The organism is Nitratidesulfovibrio sp. 1201_IL3209 (genome assembly GCF_036763125.1).
Lineage (GTDB): Bacteria > Desulfobacterota > Desulfovibrionia > Desulfovibrionales > Desulfovibrionaceae > Cupidesulfovibrio.
In genome coordinates this window covers 60643-85230 of the sequence record NZ_JBAIYT010000004.1, presented here as the reverse complement: position 1 = coordinate 85230, position 24588 = coordinate 60643, and the positions used below count along the sequence as shown (strand labels likewise).

The window sequence follows — 24588 nt, the reverse complement described above, 5'->3', positions numbered from 1 at the left end:
CCTCTGCTCCCGTATTCCATGACCTTTCCGGGGAAGATGCGCAAACCCGTTAGAATGGCGCCTGGCGCGGGCAGGCGCCGGATGCGGGCCGGGCGGGGCGGGACACCCCGGAACGCAGGGCGCGCGGGAAAGGTCCCTCCCCCGCGCGCCATGGTATCGCGTTGTTCCGGGCGACGCCTATTCGACCATCACGAATTTGCCACCCTTCACCTGCAACATGACCATGGAATCCTCGCCCAGTCCGTTGTGGTCCTGCGGCCCCAGGTTGAACACGCCGCTCACGCCCACCAGGCCCCTGGTGGCCTCCAGCGCGTCGCGCACCTTTGCCGGTTCCGTGCCCACCGTGCGCATGGCCTCCACCAGCAGCAACAGGGCGTCCCAGGCGTAGCCGGAGTGGGTGTTGAGGGGGTATTGCGCGTCGTACTTGTACTCGTCGCGGTACAGGCGCACGAATTCGGCGATGACCTTCTTCTGCGGGTCGCTGTCGGGCAGGGCTTCCCAGGTCATCAGCTTGGTGGCGGGCATCAGGTCGCCTTCGGCCGCCTCTCCCGCCAGCCTGATGTAGGCCGGGTCGGGCAGGCCATGGCATTGCAGCAGGGGCATGGTCAGCCCCAGGGCGTGGTGGTTCTTGGACACGATGGACCCGGCGGGGCCGATGGTCCAGCAGATCACCGCCTGCGGCCCCTTGCCCGCCAGCGCGGTGAGCTGGGTCTTCATGTCCACGTCGGTGGGCTTGAACTGCTCGGCGCCCACGATCTCGATGCCGTATTCCGGGGCCAGCGAACGCAGCCAGCGCTCGCCGTCCTGCCCGAAGTTGTCGCCCGAAAGCAGCAGGGCCACCTTGGTCAGGTCATGCTTCTTCAGGTGGCCCAGCACCTTGCGCACCGCCGTGGACGACCGCTGGGGCGACTTGAAGACGTGGCGGGCGCTGCCGAAGTCCATGTTGCCCACCTTGCCTTCCATGATCACCGGGTCGCCGCCCACGGTCATCACCGTGGGAATGCCGGCGGACTCGATCTGGCGCTTCACGGCCATGCCCTCGTCGGTGCGGGTGGGCCCGATGACGGCCACCACCTTCTCCTCGCTGACGAAACGCTTGAAGGTCAGCACCGCCTTGGTGGGGTCGCCCTCGGTGTCGCCCAGCACCAGTTCGATGGGCCGACCGTTGATGCCGCCTTCCTTGTTCACCTTGTCCACGAACATCTGGGCCACCAGCTTGGTGGGGGCGCCCACGGGCGCGGTGGGGCCGGACAGGGCGAAGAACGCGCCGATCTTCACCGGCTCCGCCGCCTGCGCGACGGCGGCGGACAGCGCGGCAAGAGACAGCGCGAGAGGGGGCAGGGCGGCCACGCCCAGGCGGCGCGCCGCGCGGAACATGCGTGCGAAGGTCATGCGAATCTCCTCTCCCATGCGACGTATGGGGCGGCGCACGGGTGCATGGTTGCGCGCCGTGCCGGGATCACGGAGCCCCGGCGGCGCGAAGGGAATCATTGCTTCTTCGGGGCGGCCTTGCCCGCAGGGGACCGGACCGGGGCGATATCGGGGGCGATACCGGGGGCGATACCGGGCGCGGCATCCGCCCCGCCGTCCGCCCCGCCATCGGCCCTACCATCCGCCCCGCCCTCAGGCTGACGCAGGGTGTCCAGCACCGCCTCGCCGCCGTGCAGCACGTGGGCGCGCATGGCCTCGGCGGCTCCAGCGGCGTCGCCCGCCTCGATGGCGGTCACGATGCGGGCGTGGTCGTGGTCCGACCATTCCCCGGCTTCGCGCAGGGGCACCAGCGCGCGGATGATGCGCTCCACCACCCCTTCGATCTCGTCCAGCAGGCGGGCCAGCAGCATGGAGCCGCCCGCAGCCCGCAGCAGCAGATGGAATTCGGCGTTCAGCTCGGCCAGCCGGGCCACGTCGCCCCCGGCCGCCGCCGCGCGAAAGGCGGCAAGATTGGCGCGCAGGGCTTCCACCTGTTCCGGCCCGGCCCGGCGCGCGGCCAGCGCGGCCACGCGCGATTCCAGCAGGGCGCGCACCTGCACCGCCTCTTCCACCTCTTCCGCGTCGAAGGGACGCAGCACGTAGCCCCCGGCAGAGCGCTTCTGCAACAAGCCCTCCTGCTCCAGCCGGTGCAGGGCCTCGCGCAGGGGGGTGCGGCTGATGCCCAGTTCCGCCGCCAGGCGGTCTTCCACCAGCCGCTGGCCGGGCTCCAGTTCGCCGTCGATGATCATGCGCTTGAGCATGCGCGTCACTTCCTGCCCCAGCGACTGCTTGACCAGTCTCGCCATCAGTTGCCCTCCTGCATGACGCTGCCGTCCGCCATCCCGGCCGGTGTCCCTGCCTCCCCGTTGACCGGGCCAAGGAACGCCTCGCGCAGCAGTTCGTCGGAAAGTATCTCGGCGGAAGTGCCGGAAAACCGGATCTGCCCGCTGGTGATGATGTACCCCCGGTCGCAGATGGCCAGCGCGCCCAGCGCGTTCTGCTCCACCAGCAGCACCGAGCAGCCCATGGACGGCAGGTCGCGCACCACCCGGAAGATGGCCGCTGTGACCTTGGGCGCAAGGCCCAGGCTGGGCTCGTCCAGCAGCAGCAGGCGCGGCCGGGCCATCAGGGCGCGGCCCATGGCCAGCATCTGCTGCTCGCCGCCGGAAAGATTGCCCGCGGGCTGGCCGATGCGCTCGCCCAGCACCGGAAACAGGTCCAGCATGCGGGCCAGGTCGTCGGCCACGGCGGCGCGCCCGGCGCGGCCGCCCTTCTTCAGGCGCAGGTAGGCGCCCATTTCCAGGTTTTCGCGCACCGAAAGCTGGGTGAACACCCGCCGCCCCTCGGGCACCTGCACCACCCCGGCGGCCACGATGTCCGCCGGACGGGCAGGCAGCGGCGCGCCGTCCAGCAGGATGGACCCCGACGCGGGCCGGGCCAGGCCGCTGACCAGCGAGAGCAGCGTGGTCTTGCCCGCGCCGTTCATGCCCAGCAGGCACACCGCCTCGCCCGCGCCCACGGAAAGGGACACGTCGAACAACACCTTCGCGCCGCCGTAGGAAAAGGAAACGTCGCGCAACTCAAGCATGCAGGCCGAACTCCTCGCCCCCGCCAAGGTAGGCGTTGACCACTTCCGGGTTGCGTTTCACCGCGTCGGGCGCGCCCTCGGCGATCTTGGCGCCGGAGCACAGCACCACCACGGCGTCGCTCACGCGCATGACCAGCGACATGTCGTGCTCGATGAGCAGCACCGCCACCCCGCGTGCGCGCAGGGCAAGGATCAGGCCGCCCATCTCGTGGGTTTCCGCCGGATTCAGACCCGCCACCGGCTCGTCCAGCAGGATCATGCGCGGGCCGCCCACCAGGGCGCGGGCCAGCACCAGCCGCTTCTGGTCGCCGTAGGGCAGCAGCCCGGCGGGTTCGTCGGCCCGGCCGGAAAGGCCGGTGAAATCCAGCGCCTGCATGGCCGCGTCGCGCATGGCCCGCTCGGTGCGGCGCACCCCGGGCAGGCGCAGCATGCTGGACAGCATGCCGGTGCGCACGTGGCCGTGCAGCCCCACCATGACGTTTTCCAGCAGGCTCATGGAACCGAACACCCGCAAATGCTGGAAGGTGCGCGCAAGCCCCAGGCGCGGCAGACGGTGGGCGGCCATGCCGGTGATGTCCCGCCCGTCGAAGGCCACCCGGCCGGAACCGGGGCGCACCATGCCGGTCACGCAGTTGACCAGAGTGGTCTTGCCCGCGCCGTTGGGGCCGATGAGCGCGGTGATGGCCCCGGCTTCCGCCGTGAAACTGGCCGTGTCCAGCGCGCGGATGCCGCCGAAGGCCACGGAAAGGTCGCGTACCTCCAGCAGGCTCACGGCCGGGCCTCCCCGTTCCGGGGCGCGCCCGGTGCATCGGACGTATTGGGCGGCGCACCGGGCCGCTTGCCGCCCCCCGCGCCCTTTTTCAGCATGTCCCGCAGCCACGGGGAAACCCCGCGCGGCATGAAGATGAGCATGAACAGCAGCAGCGCGCCGAAGATGAGGTCGTGGTGCTCCTCGAACACGCCCAGCATCTGGGGCAGCACCGTGAGCAGAAGCGCCCCGGCCAGCCCGCCCCACAGCGAGCCCATGCCGCCGATGAGGCACATGGTCACGAACTCCACGGACTTGAAGATGTCGAAGGTCTTGGGCGCCACGATGCCCAGGTAGTGCGCGTGCAGCGACCCGGCCAGCGAGGCGAACACGGCGGACAGCACGAACACCTGCACCTTGTAGCTGGCCGTGGGCACGCCGCAGGCTTCCGCCCCCGGCTCGGAATCGTGGATGGCCCGCAGGGCGCGGCCCACCGGCGAATGGACAAGGTTGCGCGCGGGGATGAGCAGCAGCAGCGCCACGCCCCAGGCCAGCCAGTAGAACGAGCGGTCGGTGTCGAACGAAATGCCCGCCACGGCCAACGGCGGCACGCCCACGAAGCCGCTGGAGCCGCCGGTGACCTCGCTCCACTGCACCAGGATCACGTCCACGATAAGGTTGAAGCCCAGCGTGGCCATGACCAGATAGTTGCCCTTCAGGCGCAGGGTGGGCACGCCCACCACGGCGGCGGCCACGGCCACCCCGCAGGCGGAAACGCCCATGGCCAGCCACGGGTCCACCCCGTGGGCTGCGGAAAGGATGGCGCTGCCGTAGGCCCCCATGCCGAAGAACGCGGCATGGCCGTAGCTGATCTGCCCGGCATAGCCCATCAACAGGTTGAGCCCGGTGACCACGATGAGGTTCACCGCCACCACGTTGAGCACGGTGAACTGGTAGCCCGACCGCAGGGCCAGCGGCAGCAGGGCCACGGCCACGGCCAGGGCCAGCCATCCGCGCGCGAAGCGCCGGGCCGGGGGGGTGAGCAGCGGATGGCGGCCGGGGTGGGCGGCGGGGCCGGTTCCGAGAAAGGTCATGCGCGCCTCCCGGTGGTGCCGAACAGCCCCTGCGGCCGCACGAACAAGACGAGGATGAGCAGGCCGAACACCAGCACGTCGCGGTAGGCGCTGGTCACGTAGCCAGCGCCGTAGCTTTCGAACAGCCCCAGCAGCACCCCGCCCGCCACGGCCCCGGCGAAGCTGCCGTAGCCGCCCAGCACGGCGGCGGCGAAGCCCTTCAACCCCAGCATCAGTCCGATGTCGTACGAAAGCGACGTGATGGGCGTGATGAGCATGCCCCCAAGGGCGCCCAGCGCACCGGCAAAGGCGAAGGACAGCGTGGTCAGCCGTTCCACCTCCACCCCCATCAGCCGGGCGGTGCGCGGGTCCGCCGCCGCAGCGCGCATGGCCTTGCCGGTCACCGTGGCGCGGAAGAACCACGCCAGCGCCGCGATGCCGCACAGGGTCATGCCCATCACCCACAGGTTCTGCGGGGTCAGCACCGCGCCCAGCAGGCGGAAGGGCACGTCGGGCGACAGGGGCGGCAGGGCCAGGGGCAGCTTGCCCCAGCCCTGCTTCATCAGGCCGCGCATGAGCGTGGACGCGGCCATGGTGATGAAGATCAGGATGATCATCTGGCGGCTGCGGGCCGGGCGCAGGCACACCCGCTCCACCAGCGCGCCCGCCAGGGCCACGACGGCGATGGTGGCGGGAAAGGCCGCGAGGACGGGCAGCCCCTGGCTTGCCAGCAGGGAATACAGCACGAGCCCGCCAAGGCTCAGGAAGTCGCCCTGGGTGAAGTTGACGATGCCCGTGGCGTTGAAGATCAGGCTGTAGCCCAGCGCCAGCAGCGCGTAGACCGACCCGGTGGTCAGCCCGCTTGCGGTGTACTGCGCGAGGGCGTTGATGGCGTCTGGTGGCATGGAGATATGCGTCCGGTTACGGGGAGGGGGAGGCGGCGTGGGCCGGAGCTAAAAAAACGGCCGCGCGCACGGGCGCGGCTGTTGCTGCATACCGTATACAAAATACGAAACAGGGTCAATCCGGAGCCGCACCATCCGCGCATTGACATGGCAATCCAATGTGGACACACAGAAAGCAGGGTCCCGTCCGCGCGCGGCGCGGCCGAGCCGACAGGGAGCCCTTCCGCCGCGTTGTCGCCGGTGCCCCCCTTCCCCCAAGGTTCCACCCGCCAAGGAGCCGACCATGCCGTCACCGCTGCCCCCGTCCCCTTCCCGGCCCACCCGCCAGCCCTCCTCCCGGCCACCCTCCCGCCCCGCCCTCCGGCTGGCCCGGCGCGTGGTGCGCACCTCGTGCCGGGGGTGCCACGGGGTGTGCCAGGTGCTGGTGCATCTGGACAAGGCGGGCAACCCGGTGCGCGTCACCGGCGACCCGGACAGCCCCACCAGCCGGGGCTACATCTGTCCCAAGGGGGCGGCGGGGCCGCAACTGGTCGCCCACCCGGACAGGGTGCGCCGTCCCCTGCTGCGCACCGGGCCGCGCGGCGCGGGCCAGTGGAAGGAAATCGGCTGGGAGGCGGCGCTCACCCTCATGGCCTCCACCTTCGACCGGGTGCGGCGCGAATCCGGCCCGGAATACATCGGGCTGTGCCAGGGCACGGGCCGCCCGTACACCGAATTCACCGGGCGGTTCATCCATGCGCTGGGCTCGCCCAACTTCGTCACGCCGGGGCACAACTGTTTCCTGCCGCGCGTCATCGCCTCGTCCATCACCATGGGCTGGCTGCCCGTGGCCGACGTGTACGGCCACGGCGGGGCCATGCCCGCGTGCGTGCTGGTGTTCGGGGCCAACGCCATGGAAACCGGGGCCGCCGACGGCATGTGCGGGGCCATGATGCGCCGCGCCCTGCGCGGGGCGGAACAGGTCATCGTGGCCGACCCGCGCCGCACTTCCGCCGCCCGCGCGGCCACTCGCCACCTGCAACTGCGCCCCGGCACGGAAGGCGCGCTGGCGCTGGCCCTGCTGCACGTGATCATCGGCGAAGGGCTGCACGACGCGGACTTCGTGGACCGGCACTGCACCGGCTTCGCCGAACTGGCCGACCACGTGCGCGCCTTCTCCCCGGAATGGGCAGCGCCCGTCACCCGCGTGCCCGCGGAAGACATCCGCGCCGCCGCCCGCACGCTGGCCACGGTGAAGCCCGCCTGCCTGCTGTGGGGCAACGGCATCGACACCAGCGTCAACGCCTTCCAGACCGGGCGCGCCCTGCTGCTGCTCATGGCCGTCACCGGCAACCTCGACGTGCCGGGCGGCATGGTCCACTGGGTGCCCCCGCCGGACATCCGCTGCAAGTCCCCGCTGGAAAACAAGAAGGTGTTGGGCATGCACCTGCTGTCGCCGGAGCGGAAAGCGCGCATGATCGGCGCGGGGCGCTTTCCCTTCGGGCCGGGCTGCCACCAGCCCAGCTTCTGGCAAGCCTGCGTCAGCGGCGAACCGTACCGCCCTCGCGCGGTGTGGCTGGTGGGCACCAACCCCATGCTCACCGCCACCCGGGGCGACGTGATCGAAGCCGCCCTGCGCGACCACGTGGAATTCAGCGTGGTCTCCGACTTCTTCCTGACGCCCACGGCCCAGCTGGCCGACCTGGTGCTGCCCGCCGCCCACTGGCTGGAGCAGGACGACGTGGTCTACTTCCACAAGCTGTGGTGCGTGCTGGCCCGGCGCAGGCTGGCCTTCGGCCCGCATTCCGGCGAGGTCCGCGACGACCGGGCCGTGATCCTGGACCTGGCCCACCGCCTGGGGCTGGAAGAAGCCTTCCCGTGGCCGGACTGGGACGCCTACCTGGCCTGGCTGCTGGAACCTTCCGGCATGGATTTCCGCGCCTTCGCGGAAAAGGGTCTGGTGCTCGGCCCCATGCGCTACCGCAAGCACGAGACGGACGGCTTTCCCACCCCCAGCGGCAAGGTGGAACTGCGCAGTTCGGTCATGGCCGGGGCGGGCCGCCCGCCCCTGCCGGTGTACGTGGAGCCGCCCCTGTCGCCCGTGTCCACGCCGGAGGTGGCGGCCGAGTACCCCTTCATCCTCATGTCCGGGTGCAAGGTGCTGCCCTTCTTCCATTCCGAGGGGCGGCAGATCGACGCGTTGCGCCGCCTGCGTCCGGAACCCCGCGTGGCCGTGCACCCCGATGCGCTGGCCCGCCTCGGCCTTGCCGACGGCGATGCGGTGCGCGTGGTGTCTCCCTACGGGCAGGCGCGCTTTCTGGCCGCCGCCGACGACGCCCTGCCGCCCGACGTGGTGCAGGCCGACCATGGCTGGTGGTTTCCCGAACGGGCCGGGCCGGACCACGGCTGGCGCGAAAGCTGCGCCAACCTGCTCTACGGGCACGACCACTTCGACCCGGACAGCGGCGCGGAACCCCTGAAGTGCGGGCTGTGCCGCATCGAGCGGGCCTGACGGGCGAGGACACCGGGAGCGGACGGCGGACGTGATGCGGCGCGGGGGGCATCAGCGCGGCGTTAGAAAACGGCGCGGCCCGTTGCGCACGCGGCGCGTCCCGCGCTACACTGGCGGCAATCCGCCCCTGGCGGCCGCCCCGCAACGCGCACCCCACGGACCGTTCCATGCCCACGCCCGGCCACAGGCTCTCCGCTCCCCTCGCCGTCACCCTGGCCGTGGCGGCCGCCGCCCTGCTCATGCTGCTGGGGCTCTGGCTGGCCGCCCGCGAATTCAGCGAGCGCACCGTGGTGGAGCAGGGGCAAAGCCTGCGCGAACGGCTGCTGCTGCGCGTGGCCCCGGCCATCACCGCGCTGCAACTCACCGGCGACCTGCTGGCCTCGGCCGCGCCGGACCGCCCCACTCCGGCGGACGCCAGGGAGCTGGTGCTTTCCTCGCTGGACAACAACCCCGGCGTGGACGCGGCCACGGTATGCGACGGCGCGGGCCTGCTGGCCACGGCCGTACGCGCCAACGGCGGCATGCTGCTGCACGTGCGCGGCCCGGTTGGGCCGGTTGGGACGGACGGCGCGCAGCCCGCCCGCTGGCAACGCATCCACACCGACGCCACCCCGCCCGGCCCCGGCACGCCGGTGGACCCCGCCATGGGCGAACTGTGCCAGCGCATGGCCATGGCGGCCACGCACCCGCCCCGCGGCGTGCCCGACGCTTCGGACGGACAGGTCCCCGCCCGGCGAGTAGCCCCCGCCTGGACCGACGTCCACCCCCTGCCCACCACCAAGGGACAACAGACCATGCCGGACGGCCAGGCCGGGGAGACCGCCGGGCCCGCCCCTGCCACTGCCCCGGCCACTGCTCCGGCCATGGTCATGACCGCCGTGGTCGACGCGAGCGGCCGGCAGCCCGGCGCGTCCCCCCGCTACATGGGCTACAGCTTCCGGCTGGACGGCCTGCTGGCCTCCATCGCCCTGGGCCTGCCCGGCGATACGCGGGTGCTGGTGATTTCGCCGCGCGGCGTCGACAGCGGGCCGCACGACACCATGACCCTGGCCGACGACGGCGACCCGGTGCGCAAGGTCGCCCTCGACACCTGGCGCCAGGCGCACATGCCGCGCGACACCGCGTTTTCCTTCCGCGTGGACGGCACCCTCTGGCAGGCGTCCCTTTCTTCCCTGACCTCCGCCGACACCCGCACCTTCGCCGGGGTGGCCATGCCGCAAGGGCTGCTGTTGCGCATGCTGCTGCGCGACGCCACCATCCCCCTGCTGTTGGCCTGCGGCGGGCTGGCGCTGCTGCTGGGCGCGTGGTGGGTGCATGCCCGTCGGCGCACGATCGGCGCCGGCGAAGCCCCCCTGTCGGACGAGGCCCTGCGCGACCTGCTGGCCGGGGGCGAAAGCGACCGCCTGGAATTCAAGTCCACCCTGCGCCACAACCTTTCCAGCGGCAAGCACGGCAAGGAGATAGAACTGGCCGCCCTGAAAACCGTGGCCGCCTTCCTGAACACCGACGGCGGCACCCTGGCCGTGGGCGTGGACGATCAGGGACAAGTGCTGGGCCTTGCGCCCGACGGCTTCGAGGACGCCGACCACCTGCTGCGCCACTTCAGCGCGCTGCTGGCCCAGCACATCGGCGTGGAGCACCAGCCCCACGTGCGCTTCACCGTGCGGGTGCTGGACGGCAGGCAACTGCTGCTGGTGGAATGCGGCAAGGCCGTCGAGCCGGTCATCCTGCACACCGGCAAGGAAGAGGAATTCTACGTCCGCATGGGCCCCACCAGCCGCAAGCTGGCCCTCTCGCAGGTCATGCGCAGGCTGCGCGGCAACGGCTCGACGCAGGAATGACGCCCGGCGGCCCGCGCCCCTGCGCCCCCTCCGGCGCACGCAGCCGTCCCCATCGCCCGAATTGACCGCCCACACCACTTCCCGTATCCTGCCGCATCTTTCTTCGCGTCCCGGACGGACCGCCTGAACGGCCGCCGGAAAACCCCCAGCAGGAACGCACGATCATGAGCGATCACAACGCCAGCGAGCCCGACCGCAAGGCCGAGCCGGGTCTCGATTTCATCCGCGCGCTGATTACGGCGGACAACGCCAGCGGCCGCTTCGACAACCGGGTGCACACCCGCTTTCCCCCGGAACCCAACGGCTACCTGCACATCGGGCACGCCAAGTCCATCTGCCTCAACTTCGGGGTGGCGCGGGAATTCGGCGGCAAGTGCAACCTGCGCTTCGACGACACCAACCCGCTGAAGGAAAGCCAGGAATACGTGGATTCCATCCGCGAGGACGTGAAGTGGTTGGGCGGCGACTGGGAAGACCGCGAATTCTACGCCTCCGACTATTTCGAGCAACTCTACCTGCACGCCGAGCAGTTGATCCTGGCGGGCAAGGCCTACGTGGACAGCCTGTCGGCCGACGAAATCCGCGAGCATCGCGGCACGCTCACCGCCCCCGGCACGGAAAGCCCCTACCGCGACCGGTCCATCGAGGAAAACCTGGACCTGTTCCGGCGCATGCGCGCGGGCGAATTCAAGGACGGCGAACACGTGTTGCGCGCCAAAATCGACATGGCCTCGCCCAACGTGGTCATGCGCGACCCCACGCTGTACCGCATCCGCCATGCCCATCACCACCGCACCGGCGACGCGTGGTGCATCTACCCCATGTACGACTACACGCACTGCATCTCGGATTCCATCGAGGGCATCACCCACTCCATCTGCACACTGGAGTTCGTGAACAACCGCGAACTGTACGACTGGACGCTGGACACCCTGGGCATCTACCATCCGCAGCAGCTGGAGTTCGCCCGGCTGAACCTGACCTATACCGTACTGTCCAAGCGCAAGCTGATCCAGCTTGTGGAAGGCGGCTACGTGAACGGCTGGGACGACCCGCGCATGCCCACCATCAGCGGGCTGCGCCGCCGGGGCGTCACGCCGGAGGCGTTGCAGGACTTCTGCGCGCGCATCGGGGTTGCCAAGGCCGATTCGGTGGTGGATTTCTCGCTGCTGGAATTCTGCATGCGCGAACACCTGAACGCGGTGGCCCCGCGCGTGATGGGCGTGCTGGACCCCATCAAGGTGGTTATCGAGAACTACCCCGACGGGCAGGTGGAAACCTTCGACATGCCCTACCACCCGGAAGACGCCGCACACGGTTCGCGCACGGTGCCCTTCTCGAAGGTGCTGTACATCGAGCGCGACGACTTCCGCGAAGACCCGCCCAAGAAGTACCACCGCCTAGCTCCCGGCGCGGAGGTGCGGCTGCGCTACGCCTACTACATCACCTGCCGCGAGGTGGTGAAGGACGCGAATGGCGACATCGTGGAACTGCGCTGCACCTACGACCCGGCCACCAAGGGCGGCTGGTCGCAGGACGGGCGCAAGGTGAAGGGCACCATCCACTGGGTGTCGGCCGCGCACGCCCTGCACGCGGAAGTGCGCCTGTACGACCACCTGTTCTCGGTGGAAAACCCCAACGCGGCGGAAGACGGCAAGACCTTCGTGGACTACCTGAACCCCGATTCGCTGAAGGTGGTCACCGCCATGCTGGAACCGGCCCTGGCCAACGTGGCCCCCGGCACGCGGGTGCAGTTCGAGCGCATCGGCTACTTCTGCGCCGACAAGGACGGCGCGCCCGGCAAGCCGGTGTTCAACCGCACCGTGGGCCTGCGCGACAGCTGGGCCAAAATAGAGAAGAAGGAAGGCGCGTAACCAGCGCCGACCGAAGACAGAAGAATACACGACACCCCGGCGGGAGCCATCCCGCCGGGGTGTTTCTGTTTGGAAGCGAGGAGAACGGACGGATGGCGCGGGACGCGCCCGCGCTAGGGGCTGTTGCTAACTTAGGATTTTCGTTCGTTGGCAAGGAAAACGAACCTGCCATGAGGGAGTATGCGGCAGCCGTTATGCGAGTTTTCGAGCATTACGGATGGCGACCGCATCGCGCTCTTATCGTATTCGACCGAGCCTTAGCCGTTAGGTGAGCGAAGCGAACCTTACGGATAAGGACAGCAGAGCTATGGCAGGCGAAGTTCGACGAAGCCAACGGGCGAAAGGACAATTTAGAAACAGCCCCTACGCCGTCTCCGCGAAGGCCGCGTGGGCGGTGATGTCGCCCTGCGGCAGCCGGTCGCCAAAGCGCACGGCCAGCACGTACTGGCCGGGCACGCCCGGATAGCCAAGGCCCGGCACGCGGGCGAAGCCGAATCGGGCGTAGTAGCCGGGGTCGCCCACCAGCACCACGCCCAGGGCTCCGGCCTCGCGCAGGCGGCGCAGCGCCTCGCGGATCAGGGCGGAGCCGATGCCCCTGCCCTGCATGGGCGGCAGCACGCCCACCGGCCCCAGCAGGTACCATCCAGCGGCGTCCGCCCCCACCACGGCGGGGGAAAGAGCCACGTGGCCCACGGGTTCGCCGTCTACCTCGGCCAGCAGGGACAGGGTCAGGTCGCCGCTGGCGCGCAGCCGTTCGACGATGCGATGTTCGGTGGGTTCCGCGCCGGGGGCGTGCATGGGATGGCCCTTGAAGGCCGTGTATTCAATGTGGATGATCGCCCGGCTGTCCTGTTCGTTGCCGGGGCGTTCGTCTCTGATGTGCATTGCGTCACTCCTGAAGTACGGCGCGCGACATGACGGACGCGGGCCGGGCAGGCTGCCCGGCTGGCGCACGACCGCCATGCGGCGCGCATGGCGAATGATCGGCCTGGAAACGTCGGAAGGATGGTTGCGGGACGAAAGCAAAGACCACCACCCGATGGCATCGGACGGAATCGGCAGGGCGGGATGGAGCGGAGCCGGGTGACGGCCCCGTGCGGGCAGCCCCCCCCTCAGACGGGGGACGGCATGCCGTCGCGCCTACCGGGAACGGCTTTCGCCAGCGATTTGCCAGCAATTTACCCGCAACCGGGGGGCGACATTCTCTGGTGCGAATCTCTGCAAAAAAACCTCGGCGCGTGCGCCAATCAACATGAGAACGTGTGCCGGACGGACCACGCCGCAGCCGCCGGGGCAGCGCGCGGAGCAATCCGCCGGGTGTCCGATGCGGACGGGCGGAGCATACCGCGTATTGCCCGAGCGGCAAAGCCCATTCGGGACGGGGCGGCGCAGCCCTTCAGGCATGCGGACGGGAGGCTCCGGCGCGTTGCCGGCATCAATTCCCCGTGCATTTTTACGACATTGCGCGCAAGGAATAAAAAGTGCGCCACCCTCGCGCATTTCTCGTTGACATCCGGGGGCCTGCCGGATAGATACACAACCTCGTTGTTGGGCTGTCGTTCAATTGGCAGGACGGCGGATTCTGGCTCCGCTAATCTAGGTTCGAGTCCTAGCAGCCCAGCCAACATGCGTTCCCATCGTCTAGCCTGGCCTAGGACAACGGCCTTTCACGCCGTCGACGGGGGTTCAAATCCCCCTGGGAACGCCACCACGCCATCAAGGGGTCACGGTTCGCCGTGGCCCCTTTTCGCGTATCCCCCCGTAGCGCACGCCGTATCGCCAGGCGACGCCAACGGGCGTGCACGCAACAGACGCCCGCACACCGCGCGGCATGCCGGAATCCGCTCCCCCTCTCCTCCCGGCCGCCCGCGCACAAGCAGGAGGCCCCATGGTGTCCCGCGCCAACCAACCCGAGATTCCTTGTCAGGCAACTTGGACAACGCGCCGTCCCGAGGACACATGTCGGCACGCTCGTTGCTTGTGGCACCACCTATCTAGAGCTCCAGCTTCGCCAGCAACCAGGCAGCCACGACGTTCGGCGTTGTCTGGCCGCCCCCTTGTGCGGCAGCCCACAGTATCTCCGCATCCGCCACGGTGATGGTGTCCGACGCTATGACCACCGGCGGCGCGTCCTGCGCCGCTGCCGCATCCTCCTGGGCCAGCAGCGCGTACACCGCATCCAGTTCCTCCTGCGCGGGCGGCGGGCAGGTCAGGTTCCACACGGCAATGGCCACGTCCCAGTCGGTTTCGTCGTCGCACCCCAGTTCCCACGCCCCTTCGGGGGCATCGGGGAACAAACGGCACAGCGCCTCGTGCATGCGTGCATTGTGCATCAGCGTACCCTCTCCATGGTCAGCCTGGTTTGCCCAGCAGCGCGCAGCAGCGTGCCCGCGACCGAACACGTGACATACACCGTCACGACGGACCCGGCCGCCAGCGTCTGGATATGATCGACAGCCACCTGTCCGATACTGGGGCTGTAGCCGGTGGCGACGGTTTCACCGTCAATACGGATTTGCATCGTCCACGTTCCACCCCCGGTTGCGGAGGCGCATGCCGCCCCGATGCGGTATGTCCCGGCCTCCGGAACCGTCATCTGGAAAACATCCGAGCCCGAACGCCAGTCCATTGCCCCCACGGACAGGGTGCTGGCTCCCGCCAGTTGTGTTGCCGTGGCCGCCGCCAGTGATTGCGTGGTGCCGTCGGTGGATGACATGCAGCAGAATTTCCCCGCGCTGGGACTCATCACGGCGGCCAGCGCATCAAGGTGGTCCAGCACCTCCGTCAGGTCCACCGGCTCGGCGGCCATGGGCGCGTGGTACGCCTTGATGCACGACACCACGGCCACGTTGCGGGGGCGGTTCTCGGAACCGTTTTCCGTATCGCCCGCATAGTTGGTATTTACGGTAATCTGGGTCCGGTTCGTACTGAGTGCGGACCATCGCGGCGTCGAGGAGGTGTTGTCCGAACCGGTAACGGTGTAATACGGACCAATGGAATGCCTGTGGTATTCCATCTGGTCGGCCTGCGCGCTGCCCGGCTCGCGCCCGGCGTCCACGCCGCGCCCAAGGTCCGCCCCGCGCCGGAACTCGCCGCGCAGGTCGGGCAGCGTGGCGGTGAGCGCCTCGGGGTCGCCGGTCAGGTAGGTCACCAGGTCCGGGTACGCCTCCCGCGTCACGACTTGCCCGGCGCAGACCAGAAAGCCCACCGGCACGGTGTTCACCGGAAAGTCCAGAATGGCCCCGATGGGCACGAACGCTGCGGAGGCCAGCACGTCCTGCCGTGCATCCGCCACGGCCTGAGCCACGCCCTCGGCGGCGGCCTCGGCAGCAACGCGGGCTGCCTCAGCCGCATCCCGCGCCGCCCCAACTCCAGCCTGCGCTTCCTCGGCGGCCGCCTCCGCCTCTTCCGCCCCCATTCTGGCCGCCTCCGCCTCCTCGGCGCTGGCCGCAGCAGCCCCACGGGCCGCCAGCAGTTCCTGCACCAGGTCATTCCGGTCAATGGAATCGTCCGGCGGCGTCTGCACGCATCGCCCCACCTCTTCGGTCAGTTCCTGGGCGATGGCCACCAGTTTGTCGAAGTCCGTCTCCACGGTACGGCTCGGAAACTTCCCACCTTCCGGATACCGCGTCTCCTGCTTGCGCGCCGTGCGGCGGCGCAGCACCAGCTTCAGCCCGGCGGCCGGTGGCGCGGCAAACGTGGCCGTCCCGCCGTCTTCGTCCTGGGCGCCGGACACCGCGTAGCCCGTCGTGATCTGCGTCTCCACGCCGAACTGGTCCACGGTGCTCACAGCCACATCGCCCTGGTCGAAAAAGAAGAACGGCAGGGGGAATTCGGTCTGTGTCCCGTCCGTCAGGTATACGACCTTCGTCTGCTGCCCGGTAATCATCTGAAACCACCTCCGCGCCGCACCACCTTGCTGGGCGTCAGGTCCACCGGCCCCAGTTGCAGGTACGTCTGGTTGTATTCTTCCCGCAGTTTCCGTTCCGACCGGGCCAGCGTGCCCGGCGAAAGCGCCTCGCGGATGTGGAACAGCAGCAGGTAATCCAGGGCTCCGCGCGTGTACCACAGGTTGATGAATGGCGTGCTGTTGATGCCCAGCCGTAGCGCGTCTTCCCCGGCCCCCTCCAATTCACCCCGCACCAGTTGCCCGGAAATGGGCAGCACCTGCGAGGCCAGCGTGGGCAGCGGCCCCAGCAGGGCGCTGGCCGCCTCGGAACCGAACCGGTTCTTCACGCCCAGGGCGTAGTCGCCGAAGATGCCCAGCCCGCCGCTCTGCACGACCGCCGCCATCCACGTTTCCGGCTTCATGGGGTCACGGGGCTGCCGTCCCTTGGCCAGGTCCTTGGCGGTTATGGCCACATAGCCCATGAGCACCGACCCGGCCACGGCGTGCACCATACCCGGCATGTCCGCCAGGATGCGCTGCTCGTGCCCGGCCCGCTGCCAGCGCATTTCCCGCAGAAAGCGCTGGCCGTACACCGCGCTGAACGACTTGAACTGAAGCACGCTGCGCAGCACCTCGCCCACCACCGTGCCGGGCCGCGTGCCCTGGTACATCAGCGCCCGCGTCTTCTCGTCCGGCTCCAGCACGGCGTACCGGGTCTCATCGGCGTAATAGCCCATCACGTCGGTGGCCAGGTCGCGCCGCAGCCGGTCCAGTTCCCGCGCCCGCCCGGCCTCCCACGCGGCCACCGCATCGGCATGCCTGGCCTCGGCCAGCGCCGCCCGCGCGGCAAACTCCGCGTCGCTCTCCCCGCTGGCCTTCCTGGGTTCCCTGTAGCCCGGCCTGCCCGACTCGTCCCACGCCCCGCGCAGCAGATGCTCCACGTCGGCGTCGCCCAGATCGAACGCCCGTTCGGGCACCACGTAGCGCCTCCCGTCCGGACCAACCTGCACCAGGCGGCGCATCAGGTCCCAACGGTCCTCCAGGCCGTGCCTGCGCAGGTTCGCGGCCATGTGCGCGTCCAACTCGCGGAACGGCGTCTCCGCGTGTTCCGCCAGCCGGTTGGACAGATAGTGCGTGTAGGCGGCCTTGTGCCCCTCGGTCCACGCATCCAGGCCGGAGTACCGGAAGAACGTGTTCATCCAGCGGGTCATGCCCCCGCCGGGGTCGCCCTCCAGCATGCCGAAGCGGTCGTGCAGGTTCCGCACAAAGCCGTCCGCGTACACCCCCAGCGCCCGGCCCAGTTCCTTCTGCTCCGGGCTTGCCAGGCGTTCCAGCCGCATGTCGAACGCCAGCCGCCACGCGGACAGCAGGTTCTCCCCGTTGTGGCGCAGGTTCGCGGCCTTCACGAACACGTCAGCAAACGCGGAAAGCACCGCGCCACCCAGCTTGGCCATGCTGATGACGCCGCGCGCCCCGGCGGCCATCCTGGCCATGCTCACGTTGACGGGGCCGTCCAGTTCCCGCGCCAGTCGCACCGTGTCGCGCTTCATCTGACGCACCCGCTTGTTGGCGGCGGCCACGCTGTCCATGTCCAGCTTGTCGCCGAAGTGCTTTGCCAGCGGGTTCAGGCTGGCCACGGGCCGGGCCGTGGCGATGTAGCGCCCGTCGTCGTACAGTCGCACCTCCGAAAGGTCCGACCACGCGAACATGGCCGTCAGCCGCTTGTTGACGCCGTACAGCGCGTCCGACTCGAACTCGACGCCCGCGATGGTGATGCGGCAACGCCTGGGGGTGACCTCCCGCCGCCACAGGAAATGCCGGTCAAGGTCGGCCTGTTGCGCCTCGCTGAACCCCGGCCCGCGCCCCTCGTCGAACACCTCGCGGATGCTCCGACCGGGCCGCGTGGGGTGCTCGCGCCGGGCGTGCCATTCCACGTACAGGGCAAGAATGCGGCCCACGTCGTCCACGGTGGGCACCCATTCGTTGTGGCGGGCCTTGTGCCACCGCTCGTTGCGGTGCAGGTGCGCGGGCTGGTCGTCTATGCAGCGCCCCCGGTAGCTCGGCAGGATGCGGGCGCACTCCTCGTTGAACGAACCCCAGAACCGCTCGATGACCTTGGTGCGGCCCTGGTAGGGCAGCGAATGCACCACGTCGATGCCCAGCCGCACGTACAGCCCGTCCAGTTCCGCAAGGTCGCTGCGCTCCGAAAAGAACTTGTTTTTGAACGCCTTGCCGTTGTCCAGGTAGACCACCTGCGGGCACTTCCCCAGGTTCAGGATGCTCATGCGCAGCGCGGCGGAAACGGCCACGGTGTTCTCCGTGGGCATGATCTCCCAGCCCACCGGCATGCGGCTTGCCCAGTCCTGCCAGCCGATCAGGGTCATGCGGCAGGGCTTGCCCGTTTCCGGGTGCAGCACGTCGAAGTTCAGCACGTGCCCGTCGGCGAACAGCACGTCGCCCACGCGCAGAATGCGGTCGTCACGGTTCAGGTACGCCCCCACCTTGTCGGCCAGCGCCTTTTCCCCGTCGCGCCGCAGCACCACCAGGTCGTGGTGGTAGCTGTCGAACCGCTCGAAGAACCGCCGCACCGACGCATAGCTGGGCACGTCCAGCCCCTGCCGTTGCAGCACCAGTTCCATGGCCCGGTAGGCCAGCGTCATGGATGGCCGGTTGGGCGTCAGGTACGCCGCCAAAAACGCCGCCTCCGCGTCCGGGCCTATCTGCCCCAGTCCCTTCTTGCGCCCGTTGGCCCACCCGCCGCGCTTGTCGGCCAGAACCTCCATGTCCTCGCCCGCCTCGCGCAGGGCCTTGTCCCAGCGGTACAGGGTGGGGCGGCTCACCTCGCCCGCCGCCTCCATCACCTCGCGCGGCAGCAGCGTGCCGCTGCGGTAGGCCGCCAGAAATGCCTCCGTCGCACCCTTGCCGCTTATCCCGCGCACTTTCTGCCGCACAATGGTGGCCCGCCACTCGGCAACAACCCGGTACCGGGCGCGCGCCACGCGCCATGCCCAGTCCGGCACCACCACATCGCTCACCCGCGCCACGGGCGGCGCGGCGGCCTCCGCCTGCCGGGCCAGCGCCACGGTCAGCGCCGCCCGCGTGGCCTCCGGCATCGACGCCACCAGCCACTCGTGCCCGCCGCCACGGCCAGCGCGGGGCCGTGATGCCCACCCCTCGCGCTCGGCGCGCATTTGTATTGCGCGATCTGTGCGAGAGAGGAGTTGGGCCAACTCCTGTGCGGTGAATGTCTCTTTCAGTGCTGCCATATTCATTGCCGCCGTGGAGGTCTCTGCCCGTGCCCCACGGTGCAGTTAGTAAACGTCGTCAAGACCGGGGCCGAAAATCGAACCGTCCGGGTCAACAATGGCCTGCAACAACATCCTGTAGTTGTGCGGAATGTTGTACTTTTCCATGGTTTCGTGTATGGCGCGAAAATGCTTCTTCATCGTGGCGTCAGCATTCAGCATTTTGCACATGTCGTCTGTCCGGGGGCCTACCCATGAGCGAAAATCAAGAGCCTGATCCGTACAACCTTGATCAGTATTTTCCGCCCACTGCACAACGGGACGCGACGTTTGACCCCTGCTGCTCCGAACACCTTCCCCCCTTTCTGGGGCGGAAGAGGATTCCGACGGAATTTGGCCCCCTGTGCATCCGCAAGGCGTATCTGTGCCTGCGTTGTGGCAAGCGCACCGTGTTTGCACTGGAGAAGCACCAGGCATTTTCTGCGAAGATGGAAGACCATCCCAATGGGCGCATCCAGCCCGACAAATGCATAGACAGCATGGCGCACAGTGCGGGGTGGGTCGTGACGCGCGCCGAACTGCGCGGCGAATCCGTCTGTTACATGCTCTGCCCGGCCTGTGTTCGGTCGGACATTGTGCGCTTTCAGCGCCTTGAGCAGCTTTTCTGCGGCAAGTAGCCATCACGCCACCCTCCCTTCCGTTGCGTCCGCCCCGCAGACCTTCGCGGGGTCGAACAGGTACTTCTCCGGCACGCCCGCGTCGCGCAGCGCCTGCAACACCTTCGGGCTGTGCAACCTGCCGTTCACCGTGTTGGAAACGGCCTGGTTGCAAACGCCGATCTGGTCGGCCAGCGCCGTCATGGTCAGGTTGCGCCGTTCCAGTTCCTCGCGGATGCGGAAACGCACCTGCGCCCGTGCCGCTCCGCACTTCCGCCGCATCTCAACACTCATATGTCGCCCTCCAACTGCCTCTTGCGCTTGCGGGCCGCCCGCTCTTCCAGGCACGCCCGACCATAGTCCCGCAGCCGTCTGTCCTCTTCCGTCATCACGTCCAGCCCCATGGCGCGCAGCAGCACCCGCAGCGCCCCCGCGTCGCCGGTCGCCCGGCAAAACGCCACCACCGCCAGCAACGACGGGGTGTGGTCCCGGTCGCCTGGCGCCAGCCACTTGTCCAACGTGTCCTTGCTGATGGCCCTGGTGTTGCCAGCGGTCAGCCGAATCCCGGCGCTTGCCGCGATCTGGTTGATGCGGTCCACCAAGCGCTTGCGCCCGTCCTCGTCCTGACCGGCGGCAACGTTCATGGCCGCGCGCACGGCAGGCACAAGGCCCGCCAGCGCACTGTCGTTGCCGCCATCAAAGAGGGAACATTGCCGCATGTCGTTCGCCGTCCGCTGGGGTGGTGGGCCAACGTCCAATCACTATCTGTTCATGGACGTTGACCCTTGGTTGCGGGCGGTTTAGGTAGGGTTAGCGATAATCTTTCCTACGCCCGCAAGTCCGTTTTATAGACTTTAGCTAGGCACGGCAAGCCAAAAAGTACTTCGCAGTTCGATTTTTGCGCTATTTTGGCTAACTCGACGTGTTTTATAGCTATTTTAGCTATGACGGACTTCGGAGTTAGTTTCGGAGTTCTCAATGGACAACGCGAAATTGTTTGAAGAGAAGTTAGCCAGAATATTTGCTGCTACCCAAGCTAAAGGGGATACGGCGTTAGCTAACATTCTTGGGATAAAGCCACCGTCCGTCGCTGCTGCAAAAAAACGCCAGCAGATACCCACCGGATGGGTTGAAACCATTGCGGAAAAGTTCAATGTTTCAGCAGACTGGCTGTTCTTCGGTCGCGGGCCAATGCACCCCGGAGAGCCGTCCGGCCAGGCAACCCTGCCCGGCGCGGAGGTCGCGCGCAGACTGCTGGCGTCCCGCGCACAGCCCAACGCGCTCGATGCGCGCCCCCTGTTCGAGGGCACGGAACCCGACTGCGACATGGTGCTCGTCACCAAGGTAAAGGCGCGCCTCTCCGCTGGCGGCGGCAGCCTGGAGGTCAACGGGGAATCCGTGGGCCGCTATGCGTTCCGCTCCGACTGGCTGTGCCGCAAGGGTTCACCAGCCCAGATGGTGCTCATGGATGTGGTCGGCGACTCCATGGCCCCCGACATCCAGAACGGGGACATGGTGCTCATTGACCAGGGCAAGACCGAGATCATCCCCGGCGCGATCTACGCTGTGGGCATCGACGAGGGTGTGTTCGTCAAACGGTTGAGCCTGCTGCCGGGCCGCCTGGTCATATCCAGCGCCAACCCTGCCTACGCCCCCATAGAGGTTCACCGCGAAAGCCAGGACATGGAAAGCATCCGCGTCATTGGCCGCGTCCTCTGGTGGTGCCGCGAGGCGCACTAGCACCGCATTTTTCAGGCTGTTTTTGTGTCGAATCAGACACGCAACACACGTGCGCCAGGCAACGCCGGAACGGACGGGAAAAACGGAGCCGCAGCGGGCAGGCGAGCCGCGAGAAATCTTACCTTGCATGAAAAAACCGGGCCGAAGTCCGCGATGAAATCTCATCTTGGAATTCGACCCGGTTTTCGCGCGACAATCCGACGAAACCCGCACCAGTCCTGCTTTCGTCGCGCATTCGTCCTATTCGATCAAGGCGCTTCCTCGTGTCTCAACTCTCCTGACCCCTAACACATGGACATCGCCGCCTTTTTCGCCGCCGAAGTAAAGCCCGCCTTGGGCTGCACCGAACCAGGGGCAGTGGCCCTTGCCGCAGCCACCGCCGCGCGCCATCTGCCCGCCCCGCCGGAGCGCATCCACCTGCGTCTTTCGGCCAACATCTACAAGAACGGCCAGTCCGTGGGCATTCCCGGCGCGCAGGGGTTGCGCGGCAACATGCTGGCCTCCGCACTGGGCGCCCTGGCGGGCGACGCGGGCATGGGCCTGCAATCGCTGGCCGCCGTCACCCCCGGCGACGTGGCCGCCGCCCGCGCCCTGACCGAACGCGGCGCGGTGACGCAGGAGATCGTGCAGGACGTGCCCACGGTATACGCTGAGGCGGAACTGTACCGGCCCGGCCATCTGGTGGTGGCCGTGGTGGCGGGGCGGCACGACCGCGTGGCCGAGGTGCGCCACAACGGACAGGTGGTCTACCGCGCGGAAGACGCCCTGGGTGGCGACAGCCTGCCCCCGTACATGGCCGACCTGCAACGGGCCGCCTTCGACGACCTGTGGGCCTGGGCCGACGGAATCGACGACGCCCTTGCCCGCGACCTGCTGCGCGGTGCGAAGATGAACCTGGCCGTGGCCGAACAGGGCCTGACCAGCCCATGGGGCCTCGCCGTGGGGCACACCCTGGGCCATGCTCTGGGCATGCCCCTGCGCGACGGGGACTGTACGGACACCTGCGCGCCGGATATCGGCGCGCGGGATTTGGGGGCACGCGTGAAGGCCACCACGGCTGCCGCCGCAGACGTGCGCATGGCCGGGGCCAACCAGCCGGTCATGAGCAGCGCCGGTTCCGGCAACCACGGGCTTACTGCCATCATTCCCCCGGCGCTGGCCGCGCGCGCCTGGGGACGCAGCGATGCGGAACTGGCCCGCGCGCTGGCCCTGTCGCACCTGGTCACCGGCGCGGTAAAGGCCCGCACGGGCCGCCTCACCCCGCTGTGCGGCTGCGCCGTGGCCGCCGGGGCGGGCGCCGCCGCCGCGCTGGTGCGCCTTGCGGACGGCACGCCCGCGCAGGCCGAACAGGCCGTGGCGCTGGTGTTTTCGTCGGTCATGGGCATGATCTGCGACGGGGCCAAGGGCGGCTGCGCGCTCAAGGTGGGCACCGCCGCCGCCGAAGCCTGGAGTGCGGCGCAACTGGCCCTGCACGGGCCGGGCATGACCGGGGCCGAAGGCATCGTCTCGCCCGATTTCCGCGCCTCGCTGCGTTCGCTGGGCGAGGTGTCCAGCCTGGGCTTCGCCGCCGTGGACGTGGCCATCATCCGCCTACTGGAGCGCGGCGTGCAATAGGGCGGTACCCCGACCCGCATCATGGAAACATCGCAAGATCGGCCCGACGCATGGCGACGGGCCGATCTTGCGTTTGGTCATGACAGGGGGGTGTGGCGGTTCGGCAAAAGACCGGCCCGCGCACCACGTCATTCCGACCAGTGGGCCGCCCTTTCCACCTTGATGATGCGGAGTTTCCCGTTCTCCTTCCCAAGAAACACAAGAAGGGGCGTGTATTCCGGCTTGTCTCCGGCGAAGTTCACGGAGACGACCGTGACGGAATCGTTGATGGCTATTGCCTTGTAGACGTGAATAGTTTCGAGCCACTCCTCATTGGGGTCCTGGGAATCCAGGAAATAGTCCACCCAGTAATTTCTCCTGTCCAGTTCGATGAGGTTCCTGCGTACCGTACTACTATATACATACCGATATATTTCATTATTCTTCAAAGGATCATTGCTGAACAGTATTGCTTCCCGCATATACCACTGATAAAAATTGTAAACAAATTTTTCAGGGCTACCTGGCAACTCGCCTTCACTCTTGCGCAATGATGCACAACCGAACATCAAGGCAACTACAACTACAATTACGTATTTTCTCATTTACCTAGTCCATTGATATATTATACAAAATAAAACGGAACAACACTTCAAGCCCCGCGTACACTCTGCGCTACATCACCTTCAATGCCTTTCACATAAAAGGATATACATCCATAACCTTGAATATTTTCAATGCACCCCCATATCGCTTCACCAAAGCAACGACATTTCGCCTCTCTCGCTCCAAAACAAACTCTACAGGCACCATAAAAACGCCACCGCCAATTTCTACCGCCTTCTTCACCTCGGTAGCAGCACCGTCCCACCACGCCCCATAGCTGCCAACCTTCGTGAAATAATATATTCCTGACGTATCCTTGCGGACATCATCAACCAGCATTCTTGCTACATATTTATGGATTTCATCCCTTCTCTCCGCCATATCACTGCCACTATTTTTCGCAAAATACCACTGATAGAAATCATGTACCAGTTGTTCTGGCGTCTTCTCCGTGCAGTAGCCATCGACTGCATGAAAAATCAGCATCGATACCAGCAGAGCAATACAATATATCCATCTCCACGTCTTCATTTCATCCTCCGATAAGCTCGCACATCCCCCATCAACACAACAGATACTTTCAGGATAAGGTGCGTACTCCTGAACATACTGCATCAACCCGACAGAAATACCACAGGCCGCCTTTTCGCCGGAAGCGAACGAAATCCAAGGGCGCCATGAGAGAACACAAGGCCGAGCCATGGCGGGGAGCACAGCGGATTCCGCCAGAGCGTGTCGAACATACCGCAAAAGCTCAAGGATAGTCTTGACACGACCGGGCAGAAGAAGGACACAAGGCGCAATGTCTGCCAGGACACCAACACTAATTCAGCATAATCACATGACTATCATGATGTAGTCTCAGCTCC

21 protein-coding genes and 2 tRNA genes are annotated in these 24588 nt (G+C 67.5%); 8 read left to right on the top strand and 15 right to left on the bottom strand.

Features of this window, described 5'->3' with window-relative positions; translation table 11 throughout:
* Positions 1 to 177 precede the first annotated feature (177 nt).
* The 6 genes from V6B97_RS03945 to V6B97_RS03920 form a co-directional block, all read right to left on the bottom strand.
* The gene (locus V6B97_RS03945; RefSeq protein WP_333505195.1) at positions 178 to 1392 is read right to left on the bottom strand and encodes an ABC transporter substrate-binding protein; all 1215 of its coding nucleotides are present in this window, start codon (positions 1390 to 1392) and stop codon (positions 178 to 180) included.
* A 95-nt stretch (positions 1393 to 1487) separates the two neighbouring features.
* A complete protein-coding gene (locus V6B97_RS03940) occupies positions 1488 to 2276 on the bottom strand; it encodes a GntR family transcriptional regulator (RefSeq protein WP_333505194.1) in 789 nt (262 codons plus the stop codon).
* Positions 2276 to 3058, bottom strand: a complete 783-nt coding sequence (locus V6B97_RS03935) for an ABC transporter ATP-binding protein (protein WP_333505193.1) — start codon at positions 3056 to 3058, stop codon at positions 2276 to 2278. The genes V6B97_RS03940 and V6B97_RS03935 overlap by 1 nt, the downstream gene beginning before the upstream one ends.
* Positions 3051 to 3830: an ABC transporter ATP-binding protein gene (locus V6B97_RS03930; protein ID WP_333505192.1), complete on the bottom strand. Its 780-nt coding sequence runs from the start codon at positions 3828 to 3830 to the stop codon at positions 3051 to 3053. The genes V6B97_RS03935 and V6B97_RS03930 overlap by 8 nt, the downstream gene beginning before the upstream one ends.
* Positions 3827 to 4900, bottom strand: coding sequence for a branched-chain amino acid ABC transporter permease (locus tag V6B97_RS03925; RefSeq protein ID WP_333505190.1), 1074 nt, complete (start codon positions 4898 to 4900; stop codon positions 3827 to 3829). The genes V6B97_RS03930 and V6B97_RS03925 overlap by 4 nt, the downstream gene beginning before the upstream one ends.
* Positions 4897 to 5784, bottom strand: coding sequence for a branched-chain amino acid ABC transporter permease (locus tag V6B97_RS03920; protein WP_333505189.1), 888 nt, complete (start codon positions 5782 to 5784; stop codon positions 4897 to 4899). Before V6B97_RS03920 ends, V6B97_RS03925 begins: the two co-directional genes overlap by 4 nt.
* Positions 5785 to 6067: 283 nt before the next feature.
* Between V6B97_RS03920 and V6B97_RS03915 the strand changes: the two genes are divergently transcribed.
* The 3 genes from V6B97_RS03915 (at position 6068) to V6B97_RS03905 (ending at position 11990) form a co-directional block, all read left to right on the top strand.
* Entirely contained in the window at positions 6068 to 8275 is a 2208-nt protein-coding gene (locus V6B97_RS03915; protein ID WP_333505188.1) for a molybdopterin-containing oxidoreductase family protein, read from the top strand.
* A gap of 167 nt (positions 8276 to 8442) precedes the next feature.
* Entirely contained in the window at positions 8443 to 10116 is a 1674-nt protein-coding gene (locus tag V6B97_RS03910) for an ATP-binding protein (protein WP_333505187.1), read from the top strand.
* A gap of 164 nt (positions 10117 to 10280) precedes the next feature.
* Positions 10281 to 11990: a glutamine--tRNA ligase/YqeY domain fusion protein gene (locus tag V6B97_RS03905; protein WP_333505186.1), complete on the top strand. Its 1710-nt coding sequence runs from the start codon at positions 10281 to 10283 to the stop codon at positions 11988 to 11990.
* 363 nt (positions 11991 to 12353) lie between these two features.
* Here the strand turns inward: V6B97_RS03905 and V6B97_RS03900 are convergent, their stop codons facing one another.
* On the bottom strand, positions 12354 to 12875 hold the full coding sequence (locus V6B97_RS03900) for a GNAT family N-acetyltransferase (protein WP_333505185.1): 522 nt from the start codon (positions 12873 to 12875) through the stop codon (positions 12354 to 12356).
* 664 nt (positions 12876 to 13539) lie between these two features.
* Here V6B97_RS03900 and V6B97_RS03895 point away from each other — a divergent pair.
* Positions 13540 to 13614, top strand: a tRNA-Gln gene (locus V6B97_RS03895).
* Between the two features lie 6 nt (positions 13615 to 13620).
* A tRNA-Glu gene (locus V6B97_RS03890) sits at positions 13621 to 13698 on the top strand.
* A 286-nt stretch (positions 13699 to 13984) separates the two neighbouring features.
* On the opposite strand, the gene V6B97_RS03885 is transcribed toward V6B97_RS03890, so the two are convergent.
* The 4 genes from V6B97_RS03885 to V6B97_RS03870 are packed head-to-tail and all read right to left on the bottom strand — an operon-like array spanning position 13985 to position 19325.
* Positions 13985 to 14323 (bottom strand): XkdW family protein, encoded by a 339-nt coding sequence (locus V6B97_RS03885; protein WP_333505184.1) that lies wholly within the window; start codon positions 14321 to 14323, stop codon positions 13985 to 13987.
* Positions 14323 to 15879, bottom strand: a complete 1557-nt coding sequence (locus V6B97_RS03880; protein ID WP_333505183.1) for a tail fiber protein — start codon at positions 15877 to 15879, stop codon at positions 14323 to 14325. Before V6B97_RS03880 ends, V6B97_RS03885 begins: the two co-directional genes overlap by 1 nt.
* On the bottom strand, positions 15876 to 19145 hold the full coding sequence (locus V6B97_RS03875) for a DNA-binding domain-containing protein (RefSeq protein ID WP_333505182.1): 3270 nt from the start codon (positions 19143 to 19145) through the stop codon (positions 15876 to 15878). The genes V6B97_RS03880 and V6B97_RS03875 overlap by 4 nt, the downstream gene beginning before the upstream one ends.
* A 45-nt stretch (positions 19146 to 19190) precedes the next feature.
* Entirely contained in the window at positions 19191 to 19325 is a 135-nt protein-coding gene (locus V6B97_RS03870; protein WP_333505181.1) for a hypothetical protein, read from the bottom strand.
* Between the two features lie 53 nt (positions 19326 to 19378).
* On the opposite strand from V6B97_RS03870, the gene V6B97_RS03865 reads away from it, so the two are divergent.
* Complete coding sequence (locus V6B97_RS03865; RefSeq protein ID WP_333505180.1) at positions 19379 to 19801, top strand: hypothetical protein; 423 nt, start codon at positions 19379 to 19381, stop codon at positions 19799 to 19801.
* A 3-nt stretch (positions 19802 to 19804) separates the two neighbouring features.
* On the opposite strand, the gene V6B97_RS03860 is transcribed toward V6B97_RS03865, so the two are convergent.
* Both V6B97_RS03860 and V6B97_RS03855 read right to left on the bottom strand, forming a co-directional pair.
* Positions 19805 to 20029, bottom strand: coding sequence for a helix-turn-helix domain-containing protein (locus V6B97_RS03860; protein WP_333505179.1), 225 nt, complete (start codon positions 20027 to 20029; stop codon positions 19805 to 19807).
* 41 nt (positions 20030 to 20070) lie between these two features.
* Positions 20071 to 20499 carry a hypothetical protein gene (locus V6B97_RS03855; RefSeq protein ID WP_333505178.1) on the bottom strand — a complete coding sequence of 143 codons (429 nt, stop codon included), beginning with the start codon at positions 20497 to 20499 and terminating at the stop codon, positions 20071 to 20073.
* A gap of 259 nt (positions 20500 to 20758) precedes the next feature.
* Here V6B97_RS03855 and V6B97_RS03850 point away from each other — a divergent pair, with 259 nt between their 5' ends.
* Both V6B97_RS03850 and V6B97_RS03845 read left to right on the top strand, forming a co-directional pair.
* Positions 20759 to 21520, top strand: coding sequence for a LexA family transcriptional regulator (locus V6B97_RS03850; RefSeq protein ID WP_333505177.1), 762 nt, complete (start codon positions 20759 to 20761; stop codon positions 21518 to 21520).
* A gap of 291 nt (positions 21521 to 21811) precedes the next feature.
* On the top strand, positions 21812 to 23134 hold the full coding sequence (locus V6B97_RS03845; RefSeq protein ID WP_333505176.1) for an L-cysteine desulfidase family protein: 1323 nt from the start codon (positions 21812 to 21814) through the stop codon (positions 23132 to 23134).
* 128 nt (positions 23135 to 23262) lie between these two features.
* Here V6B97_RS03845 and V6B97_RS03840 read toward each other — a convergent pair whose 3' ends face one another.
* Complete coding sequence (locus V6B97_RS03840) at positions 23263 to 23718, bottom strand: DUF3828 domain-containing protein (RefSeq protein ID WP_333505175.1); 456 nt, start codon at positions 23716 to 23718, stop codon at positions 23263 to 23265.
* 91 nt (positions 23719 to 23809) lie between these two features.
* The gene (locus tag V6B97_RS03835) at positions 23810 to 24250 is read right to left on the bottom strand and encodes a hypothetical protein (RefSeq protein ID WP_333505174.1); all 441 of its coding nucleotides are present in this window, start codon (positions 24248 to 24250) and stop codon (positions 23810 to 23812) included.
* Between the last annotated feature and the right edge of the window lie 338 nt (positions 24251 to 24588).

Coding starts and splice junctions, on each gene's coding strand:
- V6B97_RS03945 (WP_333505195.1), bottom strand. CDS start 1,392: ATGACCTTCGCACGCATGTTCCGCGCGGCGCGCCGCCTGGGCGTGGCC.
- V6B97_RS03940 (WP_333505194.1), bottom strand. CDS start 2,276: ATGGCGAGACTGGTCAAGCAGTCGCTGGGGCAGGAAGTGACGCGCATG.
- V6B97_RS03935 (WP_333505193.1), bottom strand. CDS start 3,058: ATGCTTGAGTTGCGCGACGTTTCCTTTTCCTACGGCGGCGCGAAGGTG.
- V6B97_RS03925 (WP_333505190.1), bottom strand. CDS start 4,900: ATGACCTTTCTCGGAACCGGCCCCGCCGCCCACCCCGGCCGCCATCCG.
- V6B97_RS03920 (WP_333505189.1), bottom strand. CDS start 5,784: ATGCCACCAGACGCCATCAACGCCCTCGCGCAGTACACCGCAAGCGGG.
- V6B97_RS03915 (WP_333505188.1), top strand. CDS start 6,068: ATGCCGTCACCGCTGCCCCCGTCCCCTTCCCGGCCCACCCGCCAGCCC.
- V6B97_RS03910 (WP_333505187.1), top strand. CDS start 8,443: ATGCCCACGCCCGGCCACAGGCTCTCCGCTCCCCTCGCCGTCACCCTG.
- V6B97_RS03905 (WP_333505186.1), top strand. CDS start 10,281: ATGAGCGATCACAACGCCAGCGAGCCCGACCGCAAGGCCGAGCCGGGT.
- V6B97_RS03900 (WP_333505185.1), bottom strand. CDS start 12,875: ATGCACATCAGAGACGAACGCCCCGGCAACGAACAGGACAGCCGGGCG.
- V6B97_RS03885 (WP_333505184.1), bottom strand. CDS start 14,323: ATGCACAATGCACGCATGCACGAGGCGCTGTGCCGTTTGTTCCCCGAT.
- V6B97_RS03880 (WP_333505183.1), bottom strand. CDS start 15,879: ATGATTACCGGGCAGCAGACGAAGGTCGTATACCTGACGGACGGGACA.
- V6B97_RS03875 (WP_333505182.1), bottom strand. CDS start 19,145: ATGGCAGCACTGAAAGAGACATTCACCGCACAGGAGTTGGCCCAACTC.
- V6B97_RS03870 (WP_333505181.1), bottom strand. CDS start 19,325: ATGAAGAAGCATTTTCGCGCCATACACGAAACCATGGAAAAGTACAAC.
- V6B97_RS03865 (WP_333505180.1), top strand. CDS start 19,379: ATGAGCGAAAATCAAGAGCCTGATCCGTACAACCTTGATCAGTATTTT.
- V6B97_RS03855 (WP_333505178.1), bottom strand. CDS start 20,499: ATGCGGCAATGTTCCCTCTTTGATGGCGGCAACGACAGTGCGCTGGCG.
- V6B97_RS03850 (WP_333505177.1), top strand. CDS start 20,759: ATGGACAACGCGAAATTGTTTGAAGAGAAGTTAGCCAGAATATTTGCT.
- V6B97_RS03845 (WP_333505176.1), top strand. CDS start 21,812: ATGGACATCGCCGCCTTTTTCGCCGCCGAAGTAAAGCCCGCCTTGGGC.
- V6B97_RS03840 (WP_333505175.1), bottom strand. CDS start 23,718: ATGAGAAAATACGTAATTGTAGTTGTAGTTGCCTTGATGTTCGGTTGT.
- V6B97_RS03835 (WP_333505174.1), bottom strand. CDS start 24,250: ATGAAGACGTGGAGATGGATATATTGTATTGCTCTGCTGGTATCGATG.